This window comes from Ruegeria sp. AB11 (assembly GCF_056536325.1).
In genome coordinates this window covers 1,430,081-1,447,471 of sequence record NZ_JBQFJO010000001.1, presented here as the reverse complement: position 1 = coordinate 1,447,471, position 17,391 = coordinate 1,430,081, and the positions used below count along the sequence as shown (strand labels likewise).

The following is a 17,391-nucleotide window of genomic DNA, read 5'->3' as shown; positions in this document are numbered from 1 at the left end:
CATAGCCACTGGGGTGCAACGATTTGCGCATCGGGAATTGCGGGATACCGTGCCATTCGGTTGGTGCGCCATCATCCAGCCAACCCTGTCTGCAATAGAACCCATGGGCGGTCTTCGTCGCCTGCAAGCGCGCCTCAGGGCAGCCCTGCACGCGCAGTTCATTTTCCAAAAGGCGAAGCAGCGCAGAGCCATACCCGCGTCCAGATTGACCACTATCAACATAGACCAGCGAGATTTCACCTTCTGCTCGCAGCCCCCCGACTGCTACGACCTCATCCCCCTGTGTGGTGACCCAAAGGACGGCACCCGACTCGATCCAGCCCCGGACTGAGGCCGGGTCCTTGTTGGCGGTCCACTGTTCAAGCTTTTTGGGATCATTCAGATGATCCGCCTGGCACAGACCGCGGATCGAACTGATCAGAACGCGGCTGATGTCGAAAACATCAAACACAGTCGCCCGACGCAATACAGTACCCTGCGGCGGGTTCGGGAAAGCCTGTGCTATGCCGCGTTTATTCTTCACTCAGGGTGACTGGGCGCGTGACCGGAAGGTGCCTTGTAAGGGCGCGTGACGTCCTTGAGCGTTGCATCGATGGCCTCAACCGACAGACGGATTGCGCCATCGCCCGCCAGCGTCAGCAGAATCTGGCCAGCGCCATCTTCCGAAGGTTCGAACTCGACCGACAACAGCGACAGGATCATGTCCTTGTCGCTGCGATCAATGCCCTGACTTGCAACAGATAGCACCGAGTCGAACATCAAAACGGCCTGCACCCTCTCATAGGCACGACCACGCCGGGCAGCGGCATCCTTATCTTCCCAACGAAAGCGATTGAGCAGCAGCGCAAAGCGGCGCTGGCTGGGTTGCCATGTCATCTCGGTCACCGGGAAAATCGCGTCCTGCGTCAGGGTCGCGATGACCTGCAGGTCATCTGCGTCCTCGGCTCCAAGGTTCAGCGGTGCCTCGCGGCTATCTTTGAAACTCGCGTCTGTCATTAACCCTTAATCCGTTCGATCCTTGCGCCCACGCCTTCCAGCTTGCGCACCACATGTTCATATCCCCGGTCCAGATGATAGACCCGGCTGACAACCGTTTCACCCTCCGCCGCCATTCCGGCAAGGATCAGCGAGACCGAGGCGCGCAGATCGGTCGCCATCACCGGCGCGCCTTTCAGACGCTCCACCCCGGTCACGGTGGCCGTGCCGCCATGCACCTCGATATTCGCGCCCATGCGGACCAGTTCGGGCGCATGCATAAAGCGATTCTCGAAAATACGCTCTTCAAGTACGGACACACCTTCGGCAGTGCACATCAACGCCATCATCTGTGCCTGTAGATCGGTCGGGAATCCGGGGAAAGGTTCAGTTACCACATCGACCGAGGTCACACGCCCGTTCTTGCGAGACACTTTCAGACCCTTGTCGGTTTCGGAAACACTGATCCCCGCCGCATCCAGCTTGGCGGCAAAGCTTTCAACCAGCGACATGCGCCCGCCCAGCAATTCGACCTCGCCCCCGCAGATGGCTGGGGCCAGCATATAGGTGCCCAGCTCAATCCGGTCGGTCACCACCTGATGGGTCGCGCCATGCAGCCGGTCGACACCCTGAATTTCGATGGTCGAACTACCCTCACCGGAAATTTGAGCGCCCATCTTGCGCAGGCATTCCACCAGATCGACAATCTCAGGCTCGCGCGCAGCGTTCTTAAGTACAGTCGTACCCTTGGCCAGCGTGGCGGCCATGACGATATTCTCAGTCGCACCAACCGAGGCAAATCGCATTTCGTGCACGGCACCTTTCAGACCACCGGGCGCCTGGGCGTGTAGATAGCCGTCTTTCAGTTCGATCTCGGCCCCCAGCGCCTCTAACCCTTCGACATGCAAATCCATCGGGCGCGCGCCGATCGCACAGCCACCGGGCAGCGATACAACCGCCTGCCCAAACCGCGCAAGCAAGGGTCCGAGCACCAGATTCGAAGCGCGCATCTTACGAACGATGTCATAATCAGCAACATGGCTGGTCAGGCTGTGGCTCGACATCGCAATCACCTGCCCATCCTGCAATGCGGACACTTCAGCCCCAAGAGATTGAAGCAATGCGGTCATTGTCTTGATGTCACTAAGGCGCGGCGCATTGGTCAGCGTCAGCGGTTCTTCGCTGAGCAACGTCGCAGGCATCAGCGTCAGGCACGCATTCTTCGCCCCTGCAATGGGAATCTGCCCACTCAGTGGGCCGTTGCCCGTCACCAGAATCGAATCCATCTGCTCTTATCCCTCGTCCTTGTCGGCCTTGTGCCCGGAAGCTGCCCGCGCTTTCGCCTGTGCCTTACGCCGCGCCATATTCGCCTTCAGAGCCGCCTTCAAACGGTCCTCGCGCGTTTCCCCGGATTTGCCGTGCTTTTTGGGTGAATTTTTGTCTGCCATTGTCTTTCTCTATAGCAGTGGAAAAAAACCGTCCAGACACCCTTGCGCCGGGTTTCGTTTGCGTCTAATCACGCGCCCACAGCGCTGCTGTAGCTCAGAGGTAGAGCACTCCCTTGGTAAGGGAGAGGTCGAGAGTTCAATTCTCTCCAGCAGCACCATAACCAATTGATAATAAACGACAATTGGACGGAATCTTCGAAAATCAAACCGCGGGAAAGTGCTGCAAAACGCTGCAGATCACTGTATTTTTCGACACAATTGTCTCCTGAGCGTACAAAATGTGTGCAAAAATGGTGCAGTCAACTCACGTTGTTTCGAAAGAAGAATCAATAGCTTACGGCAGTCCTGAAAAAATGGGGAGTGCTCAATAATCAGGGATCCAATACTCGCATATTCAATTCCAGTGTGTTTGAAACAGAGTGAAAGCCTGAACCTGCGGAAGGATCAGAAGCGCCCCATGGTCACGTGGTGCATCGACGATCGAGTTTCGTTCAAAGCGGTCAATTGCGCGCGTTCAAACTAAAAAGTTTTTTCTATCAGTCAGGTGCGCGGAGTGCCGAGGTAAGTTCACCCCGCGCGACACTCATTCGAGTGCGTTCTTGTAAATCACCCCATCCTTCATGATTAAATCGATGTTTTTGTCGTAGTCGACGAGTATAGTCACGTCCTCAACTGGATTGCCGTCCACCAGTAGAATATCGGCATAAGCTCCCTCCGATATGACGCCCAACGGGCCATCAACGTACGGATTGAGTTTTCCAGAAAGCGCGAGCAATTCGGCAGTCTTGGACGTTGCCTGAACCAGAATTTCATGTGATGACCAGACTTCTGTTCGATATTTGAATTCATCGTTCTGCTTCGCTAGCGCAACCGGATCTCCGATGATGTCCGTTGAGAATGCGACTTTTTCTATTCCGAAATCCTTTATGAGCTTCATCTGATTTCTAGCACCGGCTTGGACACTGAGAAACTTTGCCCCAGCGGTGGGTCCTAGCGCCTTTGCCACTGTTTCTTCATCCAGCCCAAGCAACGAGTAAAAGGGAACAATCCACGCGTCTGCGTCTTTAATCGCTTGTGCAGAGACTTCGGTCATTAGTTGCCCATGTTCGATGCTCATCACGCCGGCATCTAATGAACGCAGGATCGAGTCATCATTATACGCATGGACCATGACATAGGTGTCCCAGTCTGCCGCGGCCTTAACAGAGGCCTCAAGCTCCTCAGGCAGGCCCTGCACAGTGTGCAGCGGATCAACTGAAGATGATACTCCGCCGCCTGCCATAACTTTTATTTGCGTAGCGCCAAGCCGAAGCGCTTCTCGCGTTGCACGCAATACTTCTGGTACGCCATCTGCCAGAAACTCAACGTGCTGATTGAAGAAAGAAGGTTGCGCTCCCATAAAGTTGGGGTGCGGTTCAGTGTAAACGCGATGTTCGCCATGACCCGAGGTTTGAGAGATCACGGGTCCAGATGGATAAATTCTAGGTCCGACCGCCTTTCCTCGATCAATTGCCTTTTGCAGCCCAATTGCAGGGCCTCCAGCATCCCGGACAGTTGTGAAGCCACGCAGCAACATTTTCTCTGCTTCTGAGGTGGAAACAGCGCCCCAATACATCCAATCAAAGTTATCTCTTAGATCGGCCACAGGCTCCGTTATTGCCATATGTACATGGGCATCGATCAGGCCCGGCATCAGGGTTCTGCCTCCACCATCGATTATCTTGGCGTTGGCGACGGCAAGAGGTTCAGCGGATACCTCTGTGATCAAATTTTCGACCACCAAGACATTCGCATTTTCAATTCTCTCTGCGTTCACCCCGTCAAAAACATGCACATTAGTAAAGAGTATCGGAAAGCTTTCCTCTTCTGCGAATACCGTAGTGGATAGAAGTCCCGCAAAGAGAAGTGAGGCTACACTCTTCGACAGCGCTCGCCCGACGCATAGCTTAGAAGGGAAGTTCATTTTCCAGTCTCCCGCTAAAAGATATCCATGATGGCGATCATGCTAACAAGGATTTTTGGAAATACTTCTTGCCAATTTAGGACAATCTAATTTTTCTCAGTCCAGTAAAGATAACTAGGACAACCTATGTGCGCCCAAACCTCAAAAGTTGTGATCCCAGTAATGCAGTCAAAATTTTTGTCAGCGGTGGTAGATCGATCATGCGAACTGGGCGCAGACAGAGGAAAGATCTTAGAAGGCTGTTTACTCAGGTCAGAAGTTTTGGATGGACCAACCCAGCCGATCCCAAGCGCAAGTGTATACCTCGCGTCCACCCGTGCCGCCAGACTTTCAAACAATCCGTACCTTTGCGCAGAGATTGCCGGTCAATTCAATTGGCGCGACGGCTTCGTACCACCTGAAACCATGAGTGACACTCCTAGCTTGGGAGACCTGCTCGTTGCTTGGCTCCACTTTGTGGAGGCCGTTCAAGTTTCAATGAAATACACCATGACGGTTAAAGGGGGGAGAGCCATTTTGGTGGGTCGCCGTCTACTTCAGGCTTCCCAACCTCCCGGCCAAGCAGACGCGTGGGACATTGTAGCATGGTCTGAAATGCTGAAGGCGAGATTGGGTCCTTTGTGGAACAGCGCGCAGGTTAAAATAGCTGTCTTTGATCCGAAAGCGATCCCGCCCACATCGATTCCCAAAATTCAGGTTCAGAAAAGCGATGCTTGGGGCCTCAGCATGTCGTTCCCTGCGTCTTGGTTGATGCAGCAATCTAAGTTTGAACGACACGAGACAAAGAAAGCGGGAAGTCCCATTCAACACGTATTCGACTTAGCTGACTTGTTCTCTGTTATTGATTACTCGGGATGGCCCGGCTTGGACGGCTTTGCTCAATTCATCGGTTTGCACCCCAAAACGCTACAAAGAGAACTTACAAGACATGGCACTACAGGTGCAGAACTCATAGACCGCGCGAAAATGCGTCAGGCGGATCAATGGCTGACCGAGGGGCGCATCTCAATAACAGATATCGGAAAAGCCTTGGGCTACAAAAACCCAAGTGCGTTTACACGAACGTGTCGCCGTTGGTTTGGATTATCACCGGACCAGATGAGGCGTGCACTACATGCTTCACAATCTAACAGTGAGTGAGGTCCACTTTGGGCTTGTAACAATTCTGCGCAAAAAGCGATTTCACACGCGCCTAGGAAAAACCGGTCATCGGCAGCATCCCAAAACGAACTAGACCACCTAACGTAATTCGGGAGGGTGTTCGAGCCAAAGTACAGAGAGGTGAATTTCACCGTTTATTTTATCGTTTAACCTCAAAAGGTTAACAGAAAGTGTGCAAAATACGTGCACGGCATTAAGGGAAACCACTTAAGATGCTGTTTTAATTAGAAAAAATGGCAGTTAATCGTTCCCTTGGTAAGGGAGAGGTCGAGAGTTCAATTCTCTCCAGCAGCACCATATTCCCAAAAAATTCATATAATTATCAATGCGTTGTGTCCTTGTTTCTATTCACAGCCCACCCCTTGGCCCACCTTTTGAAAATACCATTCTCAACTTCCTTGTTTGCTATCCGAAAAATCGGCGCGAGTGCCAACTGTGGTATACGAAATTTGTTTTCTCGAAGTCTTGCGACACTTCCACCTCAGAATTGGCAGGCCTTAACTGACAGAAAAGTAAGCTGATTCTCGGGGTTCTATACCTCAAGCTAAAGGACTTTTCTTTAATTCTCACTTTCGTCCGAAACCTAAGCATTCTGAAAAAATGTAGGTGGTGCTTTATTGAGCATCCAAAATCCGAGCTTCACTTTAACCGCTACAATTTCTCCCACACCGATTAGTCACTTGAGTCGCTACAGTGATCGAGTTGCACAACAAAGGGGTCGGGTTGCGGGCATAAGGAGCGTTGGCTGCAGCAAAAAAGTAGGCAGCTGGCACATTACAGCCAAAGGTCACAATAAGGAGATGAGGTTTTTCGGTGAATACCCAATTCCCAGAGAAATCGCTGGTCGCTACAACCCAATCCATGCAATGCTATTCAGGTGAAAAACCCAGCTAATACAAACGTTCAGGTGCTAAAATGTTAAAGCGGATGTGGGCGATGATCACTTGGAAACCATCGCGTAAGCATCCGCAAGATTTCTATTGCCTGACACCCTATCTGAACAGCCTAGACCCGATTGAAAATCCCCGCACCCGGATCCGTGACGGACAAAAGGAACGCGAAGCTGGGCGAGACAGAAGGACCGGCAAAACAATCTGGTTGCCGCTTTCTGATTAAGCGTCCTTCGTGCGTCAGCGCTAGATCTGCCCCGACCATCGTCAGGTTCGCTAACCCGCGCCTTCGTTTTTCGGCATTGTGCAGCAAACACAGCGACCGTGATTTGCGTAACACAAGCGGATGGAATGCTCTGTATCAATTTCTTTTTCTTGTTCTTTGTCTATGTCTTGATGGAAGTACGTTCGCGTCGCTTTCGTAGAAACCGCACATTGATTTCATTACAAAAACTCAAATCCTTTCGGTTTTAACGATCACTGATTGCTACTGAAACCGGTGCGTTTTTTCCAACCTTGTATTCATCCGGGAGTTCCAATGGCCCTAACCGGCCATTGACCGTCGTCAACTGGTGCTGCGACGCGGCCCGCCGAACCTGCCGTTCGCTGCAAGCGCAAATTCATCGGCTGGCTGAACTCACACAATGCGGACAAAGCGGACACCGATAAAAGTGATTGGTTCCTTTTGGCAACAACAGAACTGTAGGAATTATGATTTTTCTAAATAACATGTTACGAAAGCAGTCTGTCTCAGGCGCTGCGGGAGAGCATGACTTTGAGGATGTTGGCTCTAGTTACCACAATATTGGTGCTCACAAATTTGAACTTCAGCGCCGCAAACGCTCAGACCAATCGTTCTGCTTTCCGAGAAGTGAAGTGGAATGGCACAAAGCCTATATTCTCCAATGGCTCACATATCTTTGAGCTTCGCCCTGGTGAGTGTGGAGCAAAAAAGTACGGTGATGGGCGAGGAGAAAGCGACTGCGGAGGTGGGCGGCTTCGTTCTCAAATCAGAACAAAAAAGCTGGCCCGCGTTGGGCAAACCGTGGAGTACAGCTTCGACTTTTTTGTTCCGAAATCTTTCAACTATGACGGAGACAAACGGTACCCTGCATATAGCAGGCTGCTCATTGCGGAATGGAAAAGAAACAAAGGTATCAAGAACCACGTCTATGAGATTCTACTCGATGGCGTTAGAGGTGCGACTTTTGAGCGTCAAGTTTGCGTCAAACCGAGTGAGTTTGGGAAATGGAATAATTTCCGCCTCAAGATAAAGTGGTCAGCAAAACCAGATGGCTTTTTGGAGGCGCAATGCAATGGCCGTGTGGTCCTAAGGAGGTCAAATACTCAGACGGTTATTCCCCCTGATTGCGCTGCGGAATACAAACTTCAGTGCGACCCAAGCAAACAGAAACCTAGAGCAGACATAATCTGGGCTATCGGGCCAAACTTTAGTGGGTACGGTCGGGATTTTGGGCAACTTGGCAAGCCAAGCCCATTTGCGCCCTTTCCAAAACGCGGGGTGAAAATTCAAGTTAGAAATATTTACTATGGACGACCTAGGTGACGTACACGCGAGGTTGACCGACTGTCAGGCTTGGGCATTTAGGAACACGTGTGGGCTATCATCGAACTCGATGTAATGAATTGTCAGTCTACTACCATATTTGACAGGCATACGGTTCTTAGGGTTTCTTTGGGTCCTAGGTTTAGTTGGATAACGTCAATAATAGTAAAATGGCCGAGTTTCTGAGAATGGGCGGAGGGCAACGAAAGCAAGCAGTGAGGGTTTGCTTGCGTAGGGCGTGTTACCTATGAACCGTCGTCTGTTGACTATCCTTGCAGCCGACGTCGCAGACTACACGCGCCATGTGGAGGCCGATGAAGAGACGGCTCTAGCTCACCTTGCCGCTCTTCGTGGTCTTATGGACCCGATTATTGAAGCTCACTCCGGGAAAATCGCAAATACAGCCGGAGATTCAGTTCTTGCATGGTTTGAGAGTCCCGTAGAGGCGGTGCGAGCAGCCATTGCGCTGCAGCAGGCGCATAAGGAATACAACGACCCAGTTCTGCCTGCCGCACGATTGGTCTTTCGCGTGGGCATCAATATTGGTGATGTAACGGTACAGCCTAACGGTGACATATTAGGTCATGGCGTAAATGTGGCCGCTCGTCTGGAAGCGCTTGCAGACCCCGGTGGAATCTGTGTTTCACAAAACGTAATGGATCAAGTCGGTGGCAAGATCGAATTGGCTTTTTCTAAAGTGGGAGAACATCGGGTAAAGAATGTGACGAAGCCGATATCCGTCTATTCCGTAGGTGATTCCGGCACGCTTGTCCCCCGACTCCGAAGGCGTATCTCACAGTTAATGCGCAGCCCTGCTGTGCCCTTGGGTATATCTGCGTGTGTCGCAGTAATGACCGCGACGGTCTTTTATTACGTTCTGAAACTGAAGGCTGTCGATGAGGACCGACCTGAAATTGCTCAATTGATTGAGAGCTCTTCCAGCCCAGAGGAAATCCTATCTGCATTTGATCTAGTTACCACAGGTACTTTCGAGGGTCATACTTACCACGTAATTCGAACGTGGGGTGGATACTGGGCTGATTTCGAAGAACTTGCTCATGCACTAGGAGGGTATCCCGTCGCAATTGGGTCGCAGGCTGAGAATGACTTCGTCTTCAATCTAACGCTACTCGATGAAGGGCACTGGGCTGTCTATGATGTGCCCGACAACCGTAAGGCGTATGAAGGCCCGATGATTGGTCTCGTTCAAGAAGAGGGAGCACCTGAACCTGCTGGCGGTTGGTATTGGCTGAATGGGGAACCACCAATCTATGCCAACTGGGCACCCGGTTCCCCGACCAATTGGCGCGGCAACCAAGACTTGGCAAACTTTGCCAACCCTCGCAAAGATGCCCCTTCGCCTGAATGGGGGGATACCCCATCTATTCATATGTCGGTAGTGATCGAAGTCCCTAACAAGTCGTGATCGAATTTGCAGAATAGCCCACTGTACTTTCATGTCCGGTCAAACAAGAGATCAATAGATTTTGTCAACGTCCAGTTGCGACTGCGACCGACCGAATGCACCCGAATCCTCGATAGGCATTTCAATGGCGGCTCTGGGCTCGGTGCAGTCATTCACTCAATCGCGGCGAATGTCTGCTCTGCGGGACCAAGTGTGAATTCGCCGCGCTTGTCCCGATGGCAGCTCGGTGCGTTTCGCTGACGTCAGAACAAGCGTGAAAATGTATCGATTCTCGCCTGGATTGAAATACCTTCAAAGACAACACCAAAGAAGTGAATCTTTGTTCAGACTAACATGTTGGGTCTGCTTCTAGGGGGGGATGCCCAATGACCGAGACCGGCAAAACAGTCCACACGCCAGTGGCGCTTCAATGCCAAGTTCGGTGTGAATTTAGGCGTTCGCACCATCAATGGTCATCGGGTTAGCGCTCCGATTTGACACCAATATATTCCGGCAGATAACGCGGCGGCATTGGCCCCTTGTTCCGCCCGCCCTGTTGAATCTGTTCCCAGCCATGAGACAAGACGCCAACCGAGCGGGAAAGACAGAACAATCCCCGGGAAAGCGGTGCCGGGAACCCCAATTCGCAAAAGATAACAGCCGTGGCCCCATCGATATTCATCGCGATATCGGCACCGCGCTTACGTCCGATTTCCGTCTGTATAGCTTCACCGATATCGGCAAATCGCCCATCTACAGTGCCTGACATCGCGGCCTCGCGTACCAACGCCATCAACCGCGGTGCGCGGGGATCGACGGGCTTGTGGAAACGGTGGCCAAAACCCGAGACGATCTTGCCATTTTCCTCACACCAGGCGGCGATACCGTCGCGGACGGCAACTTCCTGTTCAGCGCCGTCATCCATCCGTTTGGCGACGTCGAAATAAAGCTCGGCGCATTGTTCACCGGCGCCGCCATGCACGTCACCCAACATGTTGACCCCGGTGGCCATGACGTTGTTGAGCCCCAGCCCACAGGTCGCGGCCATACGGGCTGCGGCTATCGATGGCGCCTGCGGACCATGATCCACGCCCGCCACCAGCGCGCATTCAAAAAGCGCCGACTGTTCTGGCGTGGGCAAATCGCCCCGCACCATGAGCCAGATCATCTGAGCAAAGCTGACGTTTCCGATCAGGTCCTGGATCGGGTGGCCGCGAAAGGCGATCCGCCCCGGAGCCATGTCGATAATTTCGGTGCGCCACCAGTGGCAAATGACATCGGCGTCATTGCGTCCTGTGGGGTCCGTCATATCGCGCCATCCTTTGCCAGTTTTTCAATGTCTTCCGGTGACAACCCTAACTCGCTCCAGATTTCAGAGTTGTGCTGCCCCAATGTGGGCGGTGGTGCGTCGACTGTAGGCGCGCTTCCGTCCAGTTTGATCCCGGTCGTGGCAACCTGAATGTCCCGTCCGACGCCGGGGACGTTTTCAAATTGGTCGAGGAAACCGCGGTCTGCAACCTGCGGCATTTCCAGGACTTCCGGCACCGTCAAAACTGCTCCTGATGGTACGCCGATACTATTGAGTTCTTTGGCCCAGTCGCGCGGCGATCGGGTTTTCAACACGGTCTCAAGCTCTGTTTTCAGAGCCATCCTGTTGCGTTTGCGATCCTCACGCGTGGCATATTCAGGGCGTTCGCGCAGCGCGGCCAATCCCAGGTGGTCCGTCAGAAGCTCCCATTGCTGATCTTTGTTTGCGGCGATGTTGATCAATCCGCCCTTGGCCTCAAACGCGCCAGAAGGCGCCGATGTGGGGTTTTCATTGCCATTGGCGGTCGGATTGACGCCCGCGATCAGATAGTTCGACACCACCCAGCCCATTGTCGCCAGCACCGATTCCAGCATCGACACATCAATGAAGGTGCCGCGCGGGTTGGCGTTTAAGGCAGATGAAATCGCAAAGGCCGCGGTGATGCCGCCGACAGTGTCCGCCACCGGATATCCAACGCGCAGCGGCGCGCTTTCGCTATCCCCGGTGATCGACATCACACCCGAGGTGCCCTGTATGATCTGGTCATAGGCCGGGCGGTGAATCCACGGACCCTCTTGGCCAAAGCCGGAGATGGCACAATAGATGAGGGTCGGCTTGGTCTCTTTCAGGGTCTCGTAGCCCACGCCAAGGCGCGTCATGACGCCGGGTCGGAAGTTTTCCACCACGACATCTGCGGTTTCGACGAGTCTCAGAAAAAGCTCTCGACCCCGTGGGTTCTTGAGGTTGACCGTGACCGATTTCTTGCCCGCGTTTTGGGCGAGAAAGGACACGCCCATGTTGACCTTGTTCAGCTCTGGGTCGGCCCCCAGTTGGCGGGCGAGATCGCCCCGACCGACGGCTTCGACCTTGATAACCTCGCCGCCCAGATGCGCCAGATGATGACAACAGAACGGACCGGCAAGGACATTGGTCAGATCAAGAACACGAATGCCCTTCAAAGGTGTCTGCGACATTATCCGCGCCCCGCGTGTACAACCTTGGCCGCCGTGAAAAACTCGCGGCAATAGCTGCCTTTTTCCGGCGCGCCATAGGATGATCCTTTTCGGCCCGTAAATGGGGCGTGAAAGTCCATGCCGGCGGTGGGGAGATTGACTTGTATCATGCCTGCTTCGGCATTCTGCGAGAAGTGATCGATTTTGGCAGGATCCCGCGTGACAATTCCTGCGGACAATCCAAATTCGCAGTCGTTGGACGTGGCCAGGGCGGCGTCGTAATCCGGCACGCGTAACACGGCGGCGATGGGCCCAAAGATTTCGTCTCGTGCCACGGCTGCGTCGGGTGACACATCCGTAAACAACGCAGGCGCAAAGTAATGGCCGGTTGTTTTGGATTTGACCTCGCCACCACCTGCGGCAAGCGTTGCACCGTCATCCACAGCCTGAGACACGTATCGTTTGTCGATGGCGAGCTGCGCTTCACTGGCGACCGGACCAATCTGGGTTTCCGGAGCGCGCGCATCACCGATCCGAAGGTCTTTCATTGCCGCGCAAAGACGGTCAACAAATGCGTCGTGAATGCCCTCGGTCACAATCAGGCGGGAAGACGCTGTGCAGCGTTGTCCGGTTGAGAAAAAGCTGCCCTGAACGGCGCAGTGCACCGCCAGATCCAGATCGGCGTCATCCAGCACGATCAAGGGGTTCTTCCCCCCCATCTCCAGCTGCATTTTCGCTCCTCGCGCAAACAGCGCCGCCCCCATATGGCGACCGACGGGTGTGGAACCGGTGAATGTGACCCCGGACACCTTGGGGTGCGTAACGATTGCCTCCCCAACCTCACGGCCTTTTCCCATCACAAGGTTGAACACCCCCTCAGGCAGGCCCGCACGGGCAATAATATCGGACAACATCCATGCCGATCCGGGCACCAGTTCGGCAGGTTTGAACACAACCGTATTGCCATAGGCCAGAGCGGGCGTGATTTTCCATGCGGGGATCGCCAGTGGGAAATTCCAGGGCGTGATTACGCCCACAACGCCGATTGGCTCGCGTACAACATTTAGCGACACACCTTCGCGCAGAGATTGGTAGGTGTCGCCGGTCGCACGATACGCCTCAGCCGCGAAATATTTGAACAAATGCCCGGCGCGATGCGCTTCGGCCTTGGCTTCGGGCAAGGTTTTGCCCTCTTCGCGGGCCAGCATATCGCCCAGCTCGTCTACACGGGCGAGGATTTCCGACCCGATCCGGTCGAGCGCTTCGAACCGGACCAGAGGCGATGTCTTGCGCCAATTCGGCAGGGCCGCGGCCGCGGCCTCGATTGCGTCAACCGTTTGATCGGCGCTTGCCCGGGCATACTCGCCGATCGTGTCGTTCAGGTCGGACGGGTTGACATTGGGGGCCGCGTCGCTGCCAGCAACCCATGATCCGGCGATAAAGTTGGCAAAGGGGTTTGCAGTCATAGCGCTTCCTCAAGAACTGGTCGCCACCCGATATCTTCATGCCGGTGGTCCACAGTATTCACGTAAAAATAGGTCGGGCCATGATAGCCCCTGCACACCCGCCCATCGGCCCGTCTGGCAACCGGTTCGGCGGTCCAGCTGACCGCGCCGAACCAGTTCCACAAACGGTTATGAGGCGAGGTCAGATGATCCGGGCAAAGCGGTGCTGTACTATTGGCCGGGTCCGGTTGCGGAGCGTTCAACGCCCCGCTGCCCCCCACCAGCGCATCCCATTCATTGGGGCGCGTCGCCCCCTGAAAGGGGTCACTACAGGGCGTATCCCCCCCCGTAAGCAACCGGCAGCGAAACAGGCGTCCATCGATCGACAGCTCTGTGCCATGGACATACCCCGCATCATCCAGATCCTGCCAGCTGACGCGGCTCATAAGCATCCGGTCGGCGACCATCAATCTTCTTCCACCGTCCTCAAATAGATGCCAGTTCAGGCGCAGGTTCGGGTCTTTGGGACTGTCGGTGAGCGCCCAGTTGTCCCAATTCGGGTCGCGTTCAAATTCCGGTAGGTTCCCGGGTTGCAGGCCCTCGTAAGGGCAAAGCGCTGACAGGTCTGTGATCCAGGGCCGTGTCGCGGGCGCAAGTGTTTTTCCTGCATGGGAAAACCCACCCAGCTGCTCTGTTCCTTTGTAGTCCATCATTGCTCTGTCACCGCCCCGGTCACAGGTTGTGTGCGGAAGCGACGCAGGATCCGGAACAACATTTCTGCAGCCAGAAATTCGGTACGCTCCGACGGATCAAGAGGAGGGGACACCTCAACAATATCCAGTCCACCCAACGGGGCCTCGGCCAGCCCATCCAGCAGATCGTAATACTGACGCGGTGTAATACCGCTATGAACGATTGAGCCGGTGCCGGGGAGGTAGCCAGCGTCCATCGCATCGATGTCGATTGACAGATACAGTTCGTCACATCCCTTCATGGCATGCTCCAACGCCTGACGAATTGCCTCTGCCGTCCCCAATTTATGTACGTCGCCAGCCGAAAACACCCGACCGCCCTGCTCTTCGATCAAGGCGAGTTCACCGCTGTCGACCCAACCGGTGATCCCGACCCAAACCATATTGGACACGTCGACATTGGGCAGTTCGGAAATCCGACGGGCATTGGTTGCGTGGTTATGGCTGCCCCACGCGCCAAGCCGGTCAGAGAAATCCAGATGACCGTCGATCTGGATATACCCAAAACGTGCATTTGGTGCGCGTTTGGCCAACCCACGGGAATAGCCAAGGCAGGCCGGGAAGCTATTATAGTGATCACCGCCCAGTGCCAGAGGGATCGCCCCTCCAACGCTCAGCGCCTCGGTCATTGCGGCAATGGCCTCGGTGGTTGCGTCTACATCCTCAGGGGTGATCACTGCATCCCCGCAATCCACGAGCCAGTCGCTGGCCGTTGCGCTTCTTTGGCCCGTATCTGGATCAAAACTGACCCCCTGCGGTCGCATGAATTGAAATACCGTCGTTGCCTTACGCAGCGCCTCGGGACCAAACCTGGTTCCGAGCCGGCTTGAATGTGTCCAATCGCTGGGCATACCCACCACACCGATTTGGCCCGGACGGACGTCGGCGGCATCGAGCAGAGGCCCATCAAACAGCCGATACCCCGGTTGCGCCAGAGGCGGGAGAAATGTCGTTATCGCTGCAGTCATGTCAGTACTTTTTCCTTGGAAGTTTGGCGGCGCGGAAGATCAATCCCAAAGCCGAGGCGCGCATAGATAAACGCCAGAAGAGCCGTGACCATCAGGCGTTGGCCAACCTTCACGACACCCATTCCGGGACGGTTCGGATTCAGACCGGTCAACATAATGGCGCTGACCTCGTGCCGTCCCAAAAGCTCAAGCCATTGCACCACCGTCGCAAGATCGCAGCCCCCCAAACGGGGCCGATCACAAAGCGCACTGAGCGATGTTTCAAACACCGAGAGATCAAACCGAACAAACAACGGCTTTGATGGATCCCGCCACTCTGAAAACGCGGCACGCTGCGCGGCAGTATCTCTATTTACCGGCGTGGTCGTTCCATTCGGCAAGGGCGCAATATGAAAATCGCGCGCATCGGCTGGTGTACCGCCAAGCTGCACTGTCTGACAATGAGGGAGCGCGCTCCGCGCCGTCTCGGACATCCGATCTGATCCGCCCAAAAAGATTGCACAGGCGCCATTGTCGCTGATCTGACGCATGGCCGCCTTCAAGGCCGCGTGGATCGCATCTTCGCACCCCGGTGCAATATCTCCGAGATCACAAAGCCGCTCGTGCAGGCCATCGGTACTGATATCCTGACGCGCATCGATATCTACGGGGTGACTGAATTGTGGATTTGCGTGCCAACCGAAATAGACCGAGGTTTCGCGTAATGCACGCGGCGCCAGAGATTGCCCTGCATGAGGTGCGTTTGTATCTTCAAACGGGATGCCCAGTACGGCCAGATCTCCAGACCGGACGTCGCCGATTGCTTTGGTCTGAGAGCGCATGAACGACAGATGCCCTGCCATGCGCGGCAACGGGGCCGAACGTAGAGGCATCAGCCTGCTCCTTTCTCAAGACGAGCTGTGACCGCTTGCAGGATCGCCAGTGCAGCGCGGGTTTCAGCCTTGCCACGGTTGTCCAGTTCCGGGGCAAGCCCAAAAACCGCAGCCGCGATGGTATCGCCCGGGGTGGCGTCAATTTGCGCGATCATTTGTGCTGGTGACATTCCCGTCAGGCGATGCGGGTGCGATACCCATTTGCCCGCAAGCTCTTGTAAATCCACAGACAGGATGACCGGTTGGGTGCGGGGCAAATGGCTCACTGCGCCGCCATTGACCCCAATGATGGGAACATCCGCACCTGTGACCTGTCTTGCGGCGACGTCAAGCGCTTCCAAACCGCTGGAATCGCCGCCTACCAACACCATGCGGGCACCGGTTTCAAGAACCGATTCACATTGCGAGGCAACTGCGAGAAAATGCTTGTCAGGTTCTAGCGGAAAGACATTCACGTCCCCAAGGTCAATTGCATTCGCGGGTGTTACTGTGGGGCAGGACGCATACCGAAGCTGGCGCGCGAGATAGCGTTGCCCTGCCGATGGTCGGGCGAGATTGTCACAAAAATAGCCTGCAATCGCGACCTGACCGGGCACGAGATCTTCCAGATCGCCAATGGATGCGCCCAGAAAACTGGGGATCGCGTCAAACTGTATTTGCGCCGCTTCACTCATTGTGCAACGCCGCGTTCAGGGTTTCGATCGCCGCCAGTTCCGACATTCCCCGGGTGTCGCGCGCAGGCGCAAGGCCGGTGATCACAATCGCCTGCCATTTACAGGACATGGCACCAATGACGGAAACCAGCGTTTCAGGTTTCATCCCGCCGGGATTTAGGCCGACGCTGCCAGCTGCATGCCCCAGATCAATGACCGATATGTCGATCCACAAGACAGCGCGCTCGGGCGTGTCAGAATAGTCGCCGTGCCCTTCATCCAACTGCCGCGCGGTGCGCCAATCCATCTTGCGCTGGCTGATCAGATCCCAGACACCAGCAGGCTGATCGCCGTTCAATCCTACCCAGATCGTGTTGGCTGTTCGCGTCGCGATATCACGCCGGGCCAACGGCATGGCCGCGACAACTGGCAGATCAGGCAAGGCCCCCAGCACACCCGAGGCGACATCAGACGCGCCACCCAAGACAACGGGTACAACACCGTGATCCACCATTTGCGTCACAAGTTGTTCCAACGCGGCAGGCCAATCCCCTGACAGGTCCAGATTGCCAAGATCCCGACCATCTACAGGCAGTCCGATCCCAAGTTGGGCAGTCATTTTGCGCAGCGCATCGGGTGCCAGAGAGGTGCCGGATCGGGGCCCGGTGTTAACTTCGCTCGGAACGCCCATAACCCCAACACAATCAGCCTTACATTGCGAATGAATGCCAAAAGGAAGGTCCGCATAACCAGTTGTTATCATTTGTTTCCGCGCGCTATTCATTGCCAGACGCCTTCGTTATTTGCGATT

At 54.9% G+C, this 17,391-nt stretch carries 15 protein-coding genes, 2 tRNA genes and 1 pseudogene; 5 read left to right on the top strand and 13 right to left on the bottom strand.

The window, feature by feature from the left end:
* Window positions 1–28: 28 nt before the first annotated feature.
* The 4 genes and pseudogenes from ACR3EJ_RS07370 to ACR3EJ_RS07355 form a co-directional block, all read right to left on the bottom strand.
* Window positions 29–451, bottom strand: a pseudogene (locus ACR3EJ_RS07370) (GNAT family N-acetyltransferase); the annotation flags it as partial.
* Window positions 452–519: 68 nt separating this feature from the next.
* Complete coding sequence (locus ACR3EJ_RS07365) at window positions 520–996, bottom strand: DUF2948 family protein (RefSeq protein WP_170546523.1); 477 nt, start codon at window positions 994–996, stop codon at window positions 520–522.
* Window positions 996–2,261 carry a UDP-N-acetylglucosamine 1-carboxyvinyltransferase gene (gene murA / locus ACR3EJ_RS07360; RefSeq protein ID WP_170546525.1) on the bottom strand — a complete coding sequence of 422 codons (1,266 nt, stop codon included), beginning with the start codon at window positions 2,259–2,261 and terminating at the stop codon, window positions 996–998. Before murA ends, ACR3EJ_RS07365 begins: the two co-directional genes overlap by 1 nt.
* A gap of 6 nt (window positions 2,262–2,267) precedes the next feature.
* Window positions 2,268–2,423 (bottom strand): hypothetical protein, encoded by a 156-nt coding sequence (locus ACR3EJ_RS07355; protein WP_010441084.1) that lies wholly within the window; start codon window positions 2,421–2,423, stop codon window positions 2,268–2,270.
* Window positions 2,424–2,506: 83 nt separating this feature from the next.
* Here ACR3EJ_RS07355 and ACR3EJ_RS07350 point away from each other — a divergent pair.
* A tRNA-Thr gene (locus ACR3EJ_RS07350) sits at window positions 2,507–2,581 on the top strand.
* Window positions 2,582–3,006: 425 nt separating this feature from the next.
* Here the strand turns inward: ACR3EJ_RS07350 and ACR3EJ_RS07345 are convergent.
* A complete protein-coding gene (locus ACR3EJ_RS07345) occupies window positions 3,007–4,386 on the bottom strand; it encodes an amidohydrolase family protein (protein ID WP_170546528.1) in 1,380 nt (459 codons plus the stop codon).
* A gap of 126 nt (window positions 4,387–4,512) precedes the next feature.
* On the opposite strand from ACR3EJ_RS07345, the gene ACR3EJ_RS07340 reads away from it, so the two are divergent.
* The 4 genes from ACR3EJ_RS07340 (at window position 4,513) to ACR3EJ_RS07325 (ending at window position 9,430) form a co-directional block, all read left to right on the top strand.
* Complete coding sequence (locus ACR3EJ_RS07340; RefSeq protein ID WP_170546531.1) at window positions 4,513–5,526, top strand: AraC family transcriptional regulator; 1,014 nt, start codon at window positions 4,513–4,515, stop codon at window positions 5,524–5,526.
* A gap of 235 nt (window positions 5,527–5,761) precedes the next feature.
* Window positions 5,762–5,844 (top strand) — tRNA-Leu (locus tag ACR3EJ_RS07335).
* Between the two features lie 1,374 nt (window positions 5,845–7,218).
* Window positions 7,219–8,004, top strand: a complete 786-nt coding sequence (locus ACR3EJ_RS07330) for a heparin lyase I family protein (protein ID WP_170546534.1) — start codon at window positions 7,219–7,221, stop codon at window positions 8,002–8,004.
* A 247-nt stretch (window positions 8,005–8,251) separates the two neighbouring features.
* On the top strand, window positions 8,252–9,430 hold the full coding sequence (locus tag ACR3EJ_RS07325) for an adenylate/guanylate cyclase domain-containing protein (protein WP_170546537.1): 1,179 nt from the start codon (window positions 8,252–8,254) through the stop codon (window positions 9,428–9,430).
* A gap of 460 nt (window positions 9,431–9,890) precedes the next feature.
* On the opposite strand, the gene ACR3EJ_RS07320 is transcribed toward ACR3EJ_RS07325, so the two are convergent.
* From ACR3EJ_RS07320 to ACR3EJ_RS07285, 8 genes are read right to left on the bottom strand one after another with little or no spacing between them, the layout of a single operon-like run.
* Complete coding sequence (locus ACR3EJ_RS07320; RefSeq protein ID WP_480422904.1) at window positions 9,891–10,718, bottom strand: citryl-CoA lyase; 828 nt, start codon at window positions 10,716–10,718, stop codon at window positions 9,891–9,893.
* Window positions 10,715–11,911 carry a CoA transferase gene (locus ACR3EJ_RS07315; RefSeq protein WP_170546542.1) on the bottom strand — a complete coding sequence of 399 codons (1,197 nt, stop codon included), beginning with the start codon at window positions 11,909–11,911 and terminating at the stop codon, window positions 10,715–10,717. The genes ACR3EJ_RS07320 and ACR3EJ_RS07315 overlap by 4 nt, the downstream gene beginning before the upstream one ends.
* A complete protein-coding gene (locus ACR3EJ_RS07310) occupies window positions 11,911–13,356 on the bottom strand; it encodes an aldehyde dehydrogenase family protein (RefSeq protein WP_170546545.1) in 1,446 nt (481 codons plus the stop codon). Before ACR3EJ_RS07310 ends, ACR3EJ_RS07315 begins: the two co-directional genes overlap by 1 nt.
* Complete coding sequence (locus tag ACR3EJ_RS07305) at window positions 13,353–14,048, bottom strand: hypothetical protein (protein ID WP_170417812.1); 696 nt, start codon at window positions 14,046–14,048, stop codon at window positions 13,353–13,355. Before ACR3EJ_RS07305 ends, ACR3EJ_RS07310 begins: the two co-directional genes overlap by 4 nt.
* Window positions 14,045–15,055 (bottom strand): agmatinase family protein, encoded by a 1,011-nt coding sequence (locus ACR3EJ_RS07300; protein WP_480422903.1) that lies wholly within the window; start codon window positions 15,053–15,055, stop codon window positions 14,045–14,047. The genes ACR3EJ_RS07305 and ACR3EJ_RS07300 overlap by 4 nt, the downstream gene beginning before the upstream one ends.
* On the bottom strand, window positions 15,052–15,927 hold the full coding sequence (locus ACR3EJ_RS07295; RefSeq protein ID WP_170546550.1) for an arginase family protein: 876 nt from the start codon (window positions 15,925–15,927) through the stop codon (window positions 15,052–15,054). Before ACR3EJ_RS07295 ends, ACR3EJ_RS07300 begins: the two co-directional genes overlap by 4 nt.
* A complete protein-coding gene (locus ACR3EJ_RS07290; protein WP_170417821.1) occupies window positions 15,927–16,601 on the bottom strand; it encodes a hypothetical protein in 675 nt (224 codons plus the stop codon). Before ACR3EJ_RS07290 ends, ACR3EJ_RS07295 begins: the two co-directional genes overlap by 1 nt.
* The gene (locus ACR3EJ_RS07285; protein ID WP_170474326.1) at window positions 16,594–17,271 is read right to left on the bottom strand and encodes an arginase family protein; all 678 of its coding nucleotides are present in this window, start codon (window positions 17,269–17,271) and stop codon (window positions 16,594–16,596) included. The genes ACR3EJ_RS07290 and ACR3EJ_RS07285 overlap by 8 nt, the downstream gene beginning before the upstream one ends.
* Window positions 17,272–17,391 lie beyond the last annotated feature (120 nt).

What these genes read in the sequence shown, in the direction of transcription:
- ACR3EJ_RS07295 (WP_170546550.1), bottom strand. Translation starts at nt 15,927, where the DNA reads ATGCCTCTACGTTCGGCCCCGTTGCCGCGCATGGCAGGGCATCTGTCG.
- ACR3EJ_RS07355 (WP_010441084.1), bottom strand. Translation starts at nt 2,423, where the DNA reads ATGGCAGACAAAAATTCACCCAAAAAGCACGGCAAATCCGGGGAAACG.
- ACR3EJ_RS07325 (WP_170546537.1), top strand. Translation starts at nt 8,252, where the DNA reads ATGAACCGTCGTCTGTTGACTATCCTTGCAGCCGACGTCGCAGACTAC.
- ACR3EJ_RS07365 (WP_170546523.1), bottom strand. Translation starts at nt 996, where the DNA reads ATGACAGACGCGAGTTTCAAAGATAGCCGCGAGGCACCGCTGAACCTT.
- ACR3EJ_RS07320 (WP_480422904.1), bottom strand. Translation starts at nt 10,718, where the DNA reads ATGACGGACCCCACAGGACGCAATGACGCCGATGTCATTTGCCACTGG.
- murA (WP_170546525.1), bottom strand. Translation starts at nt 2,261, where the DNA reads ATGGATTCGATTCTGGTGACGGGCAACGGCCCACTGAGTGGGCAGATT.
- ACR3EJ_RS07340 (WP_170546531.1), top strand. Translation starts at nt 4,513, where the DNA reads ATGTGCGCCCAAACCTCAAAAGTTGTGATCCCAGTAATGCAGTCAAAA.
- ACR3EJ_RS07315 (WP_170546542.1), bottom strand. Translation starts at nt 11,911, where the DNA reads ATGTCGCAGACACCTTTGAAGGGCATTCGTGTTCTTGATCTGACCAAT.
- ACR3EJ_RS07285 (WP_170474326.1), bottom strand. Translation starts at nt 17,271, where the DNA reads ATGGGCGTTCCGAGCGAAGTTAACACCGGGCCCCGATCCGGCACCTCT.
- ACR3EJ_RS07330 (WP_170546534.1), top strand. Translation starts at nt 7,219, where the DNA reads ATGTTGGCTCTAGTTACCACAATATTGGTGCTCACAAATTTGAACTTC.
- ACR3EJ_RS07305 (WP_170417812.1), bottom strand. Translation starts at nt 14,048, where the DNA reads ATGATGGACTACAAAGGAACAGAGCAGCTGGGTGGGTTTTCCCATGCA.
- ACR3EJ_RS07300 (WP_480422903.1), bottom strand. Translation starts at nt 15,055, where the DNA reads ATGACTGCAGCGATAACGACATTTCTCCCGCCTCTGGCGCAACCGGGG.
- ACR3EJ_RS07290 (WP_170417821.1), bottom strand. Translation starts at nt 16,601, where the DNA reads ATGAGTGAAGCGGCGCAAATACAGTTTGACGCGATCCCCAGTTTTCTG.
- ACR3EJ_RS07310 (WP_170546545.1), bottom strand. Translation starts at nt 13,356, where the DNA reads ATGACTGCAAACCCCTTTGCCAACTTTATCGCCGGATCATGGGTTGCT.
- ACR3EJ_RS07345 (WP_170546528.1), bottom strand. Translation starts at nt 4,386, where the DNA reads ATGAACTTCCCTTCTAAGCTATGCGTCGGGCGAGCGCTGTCGAAGAGT.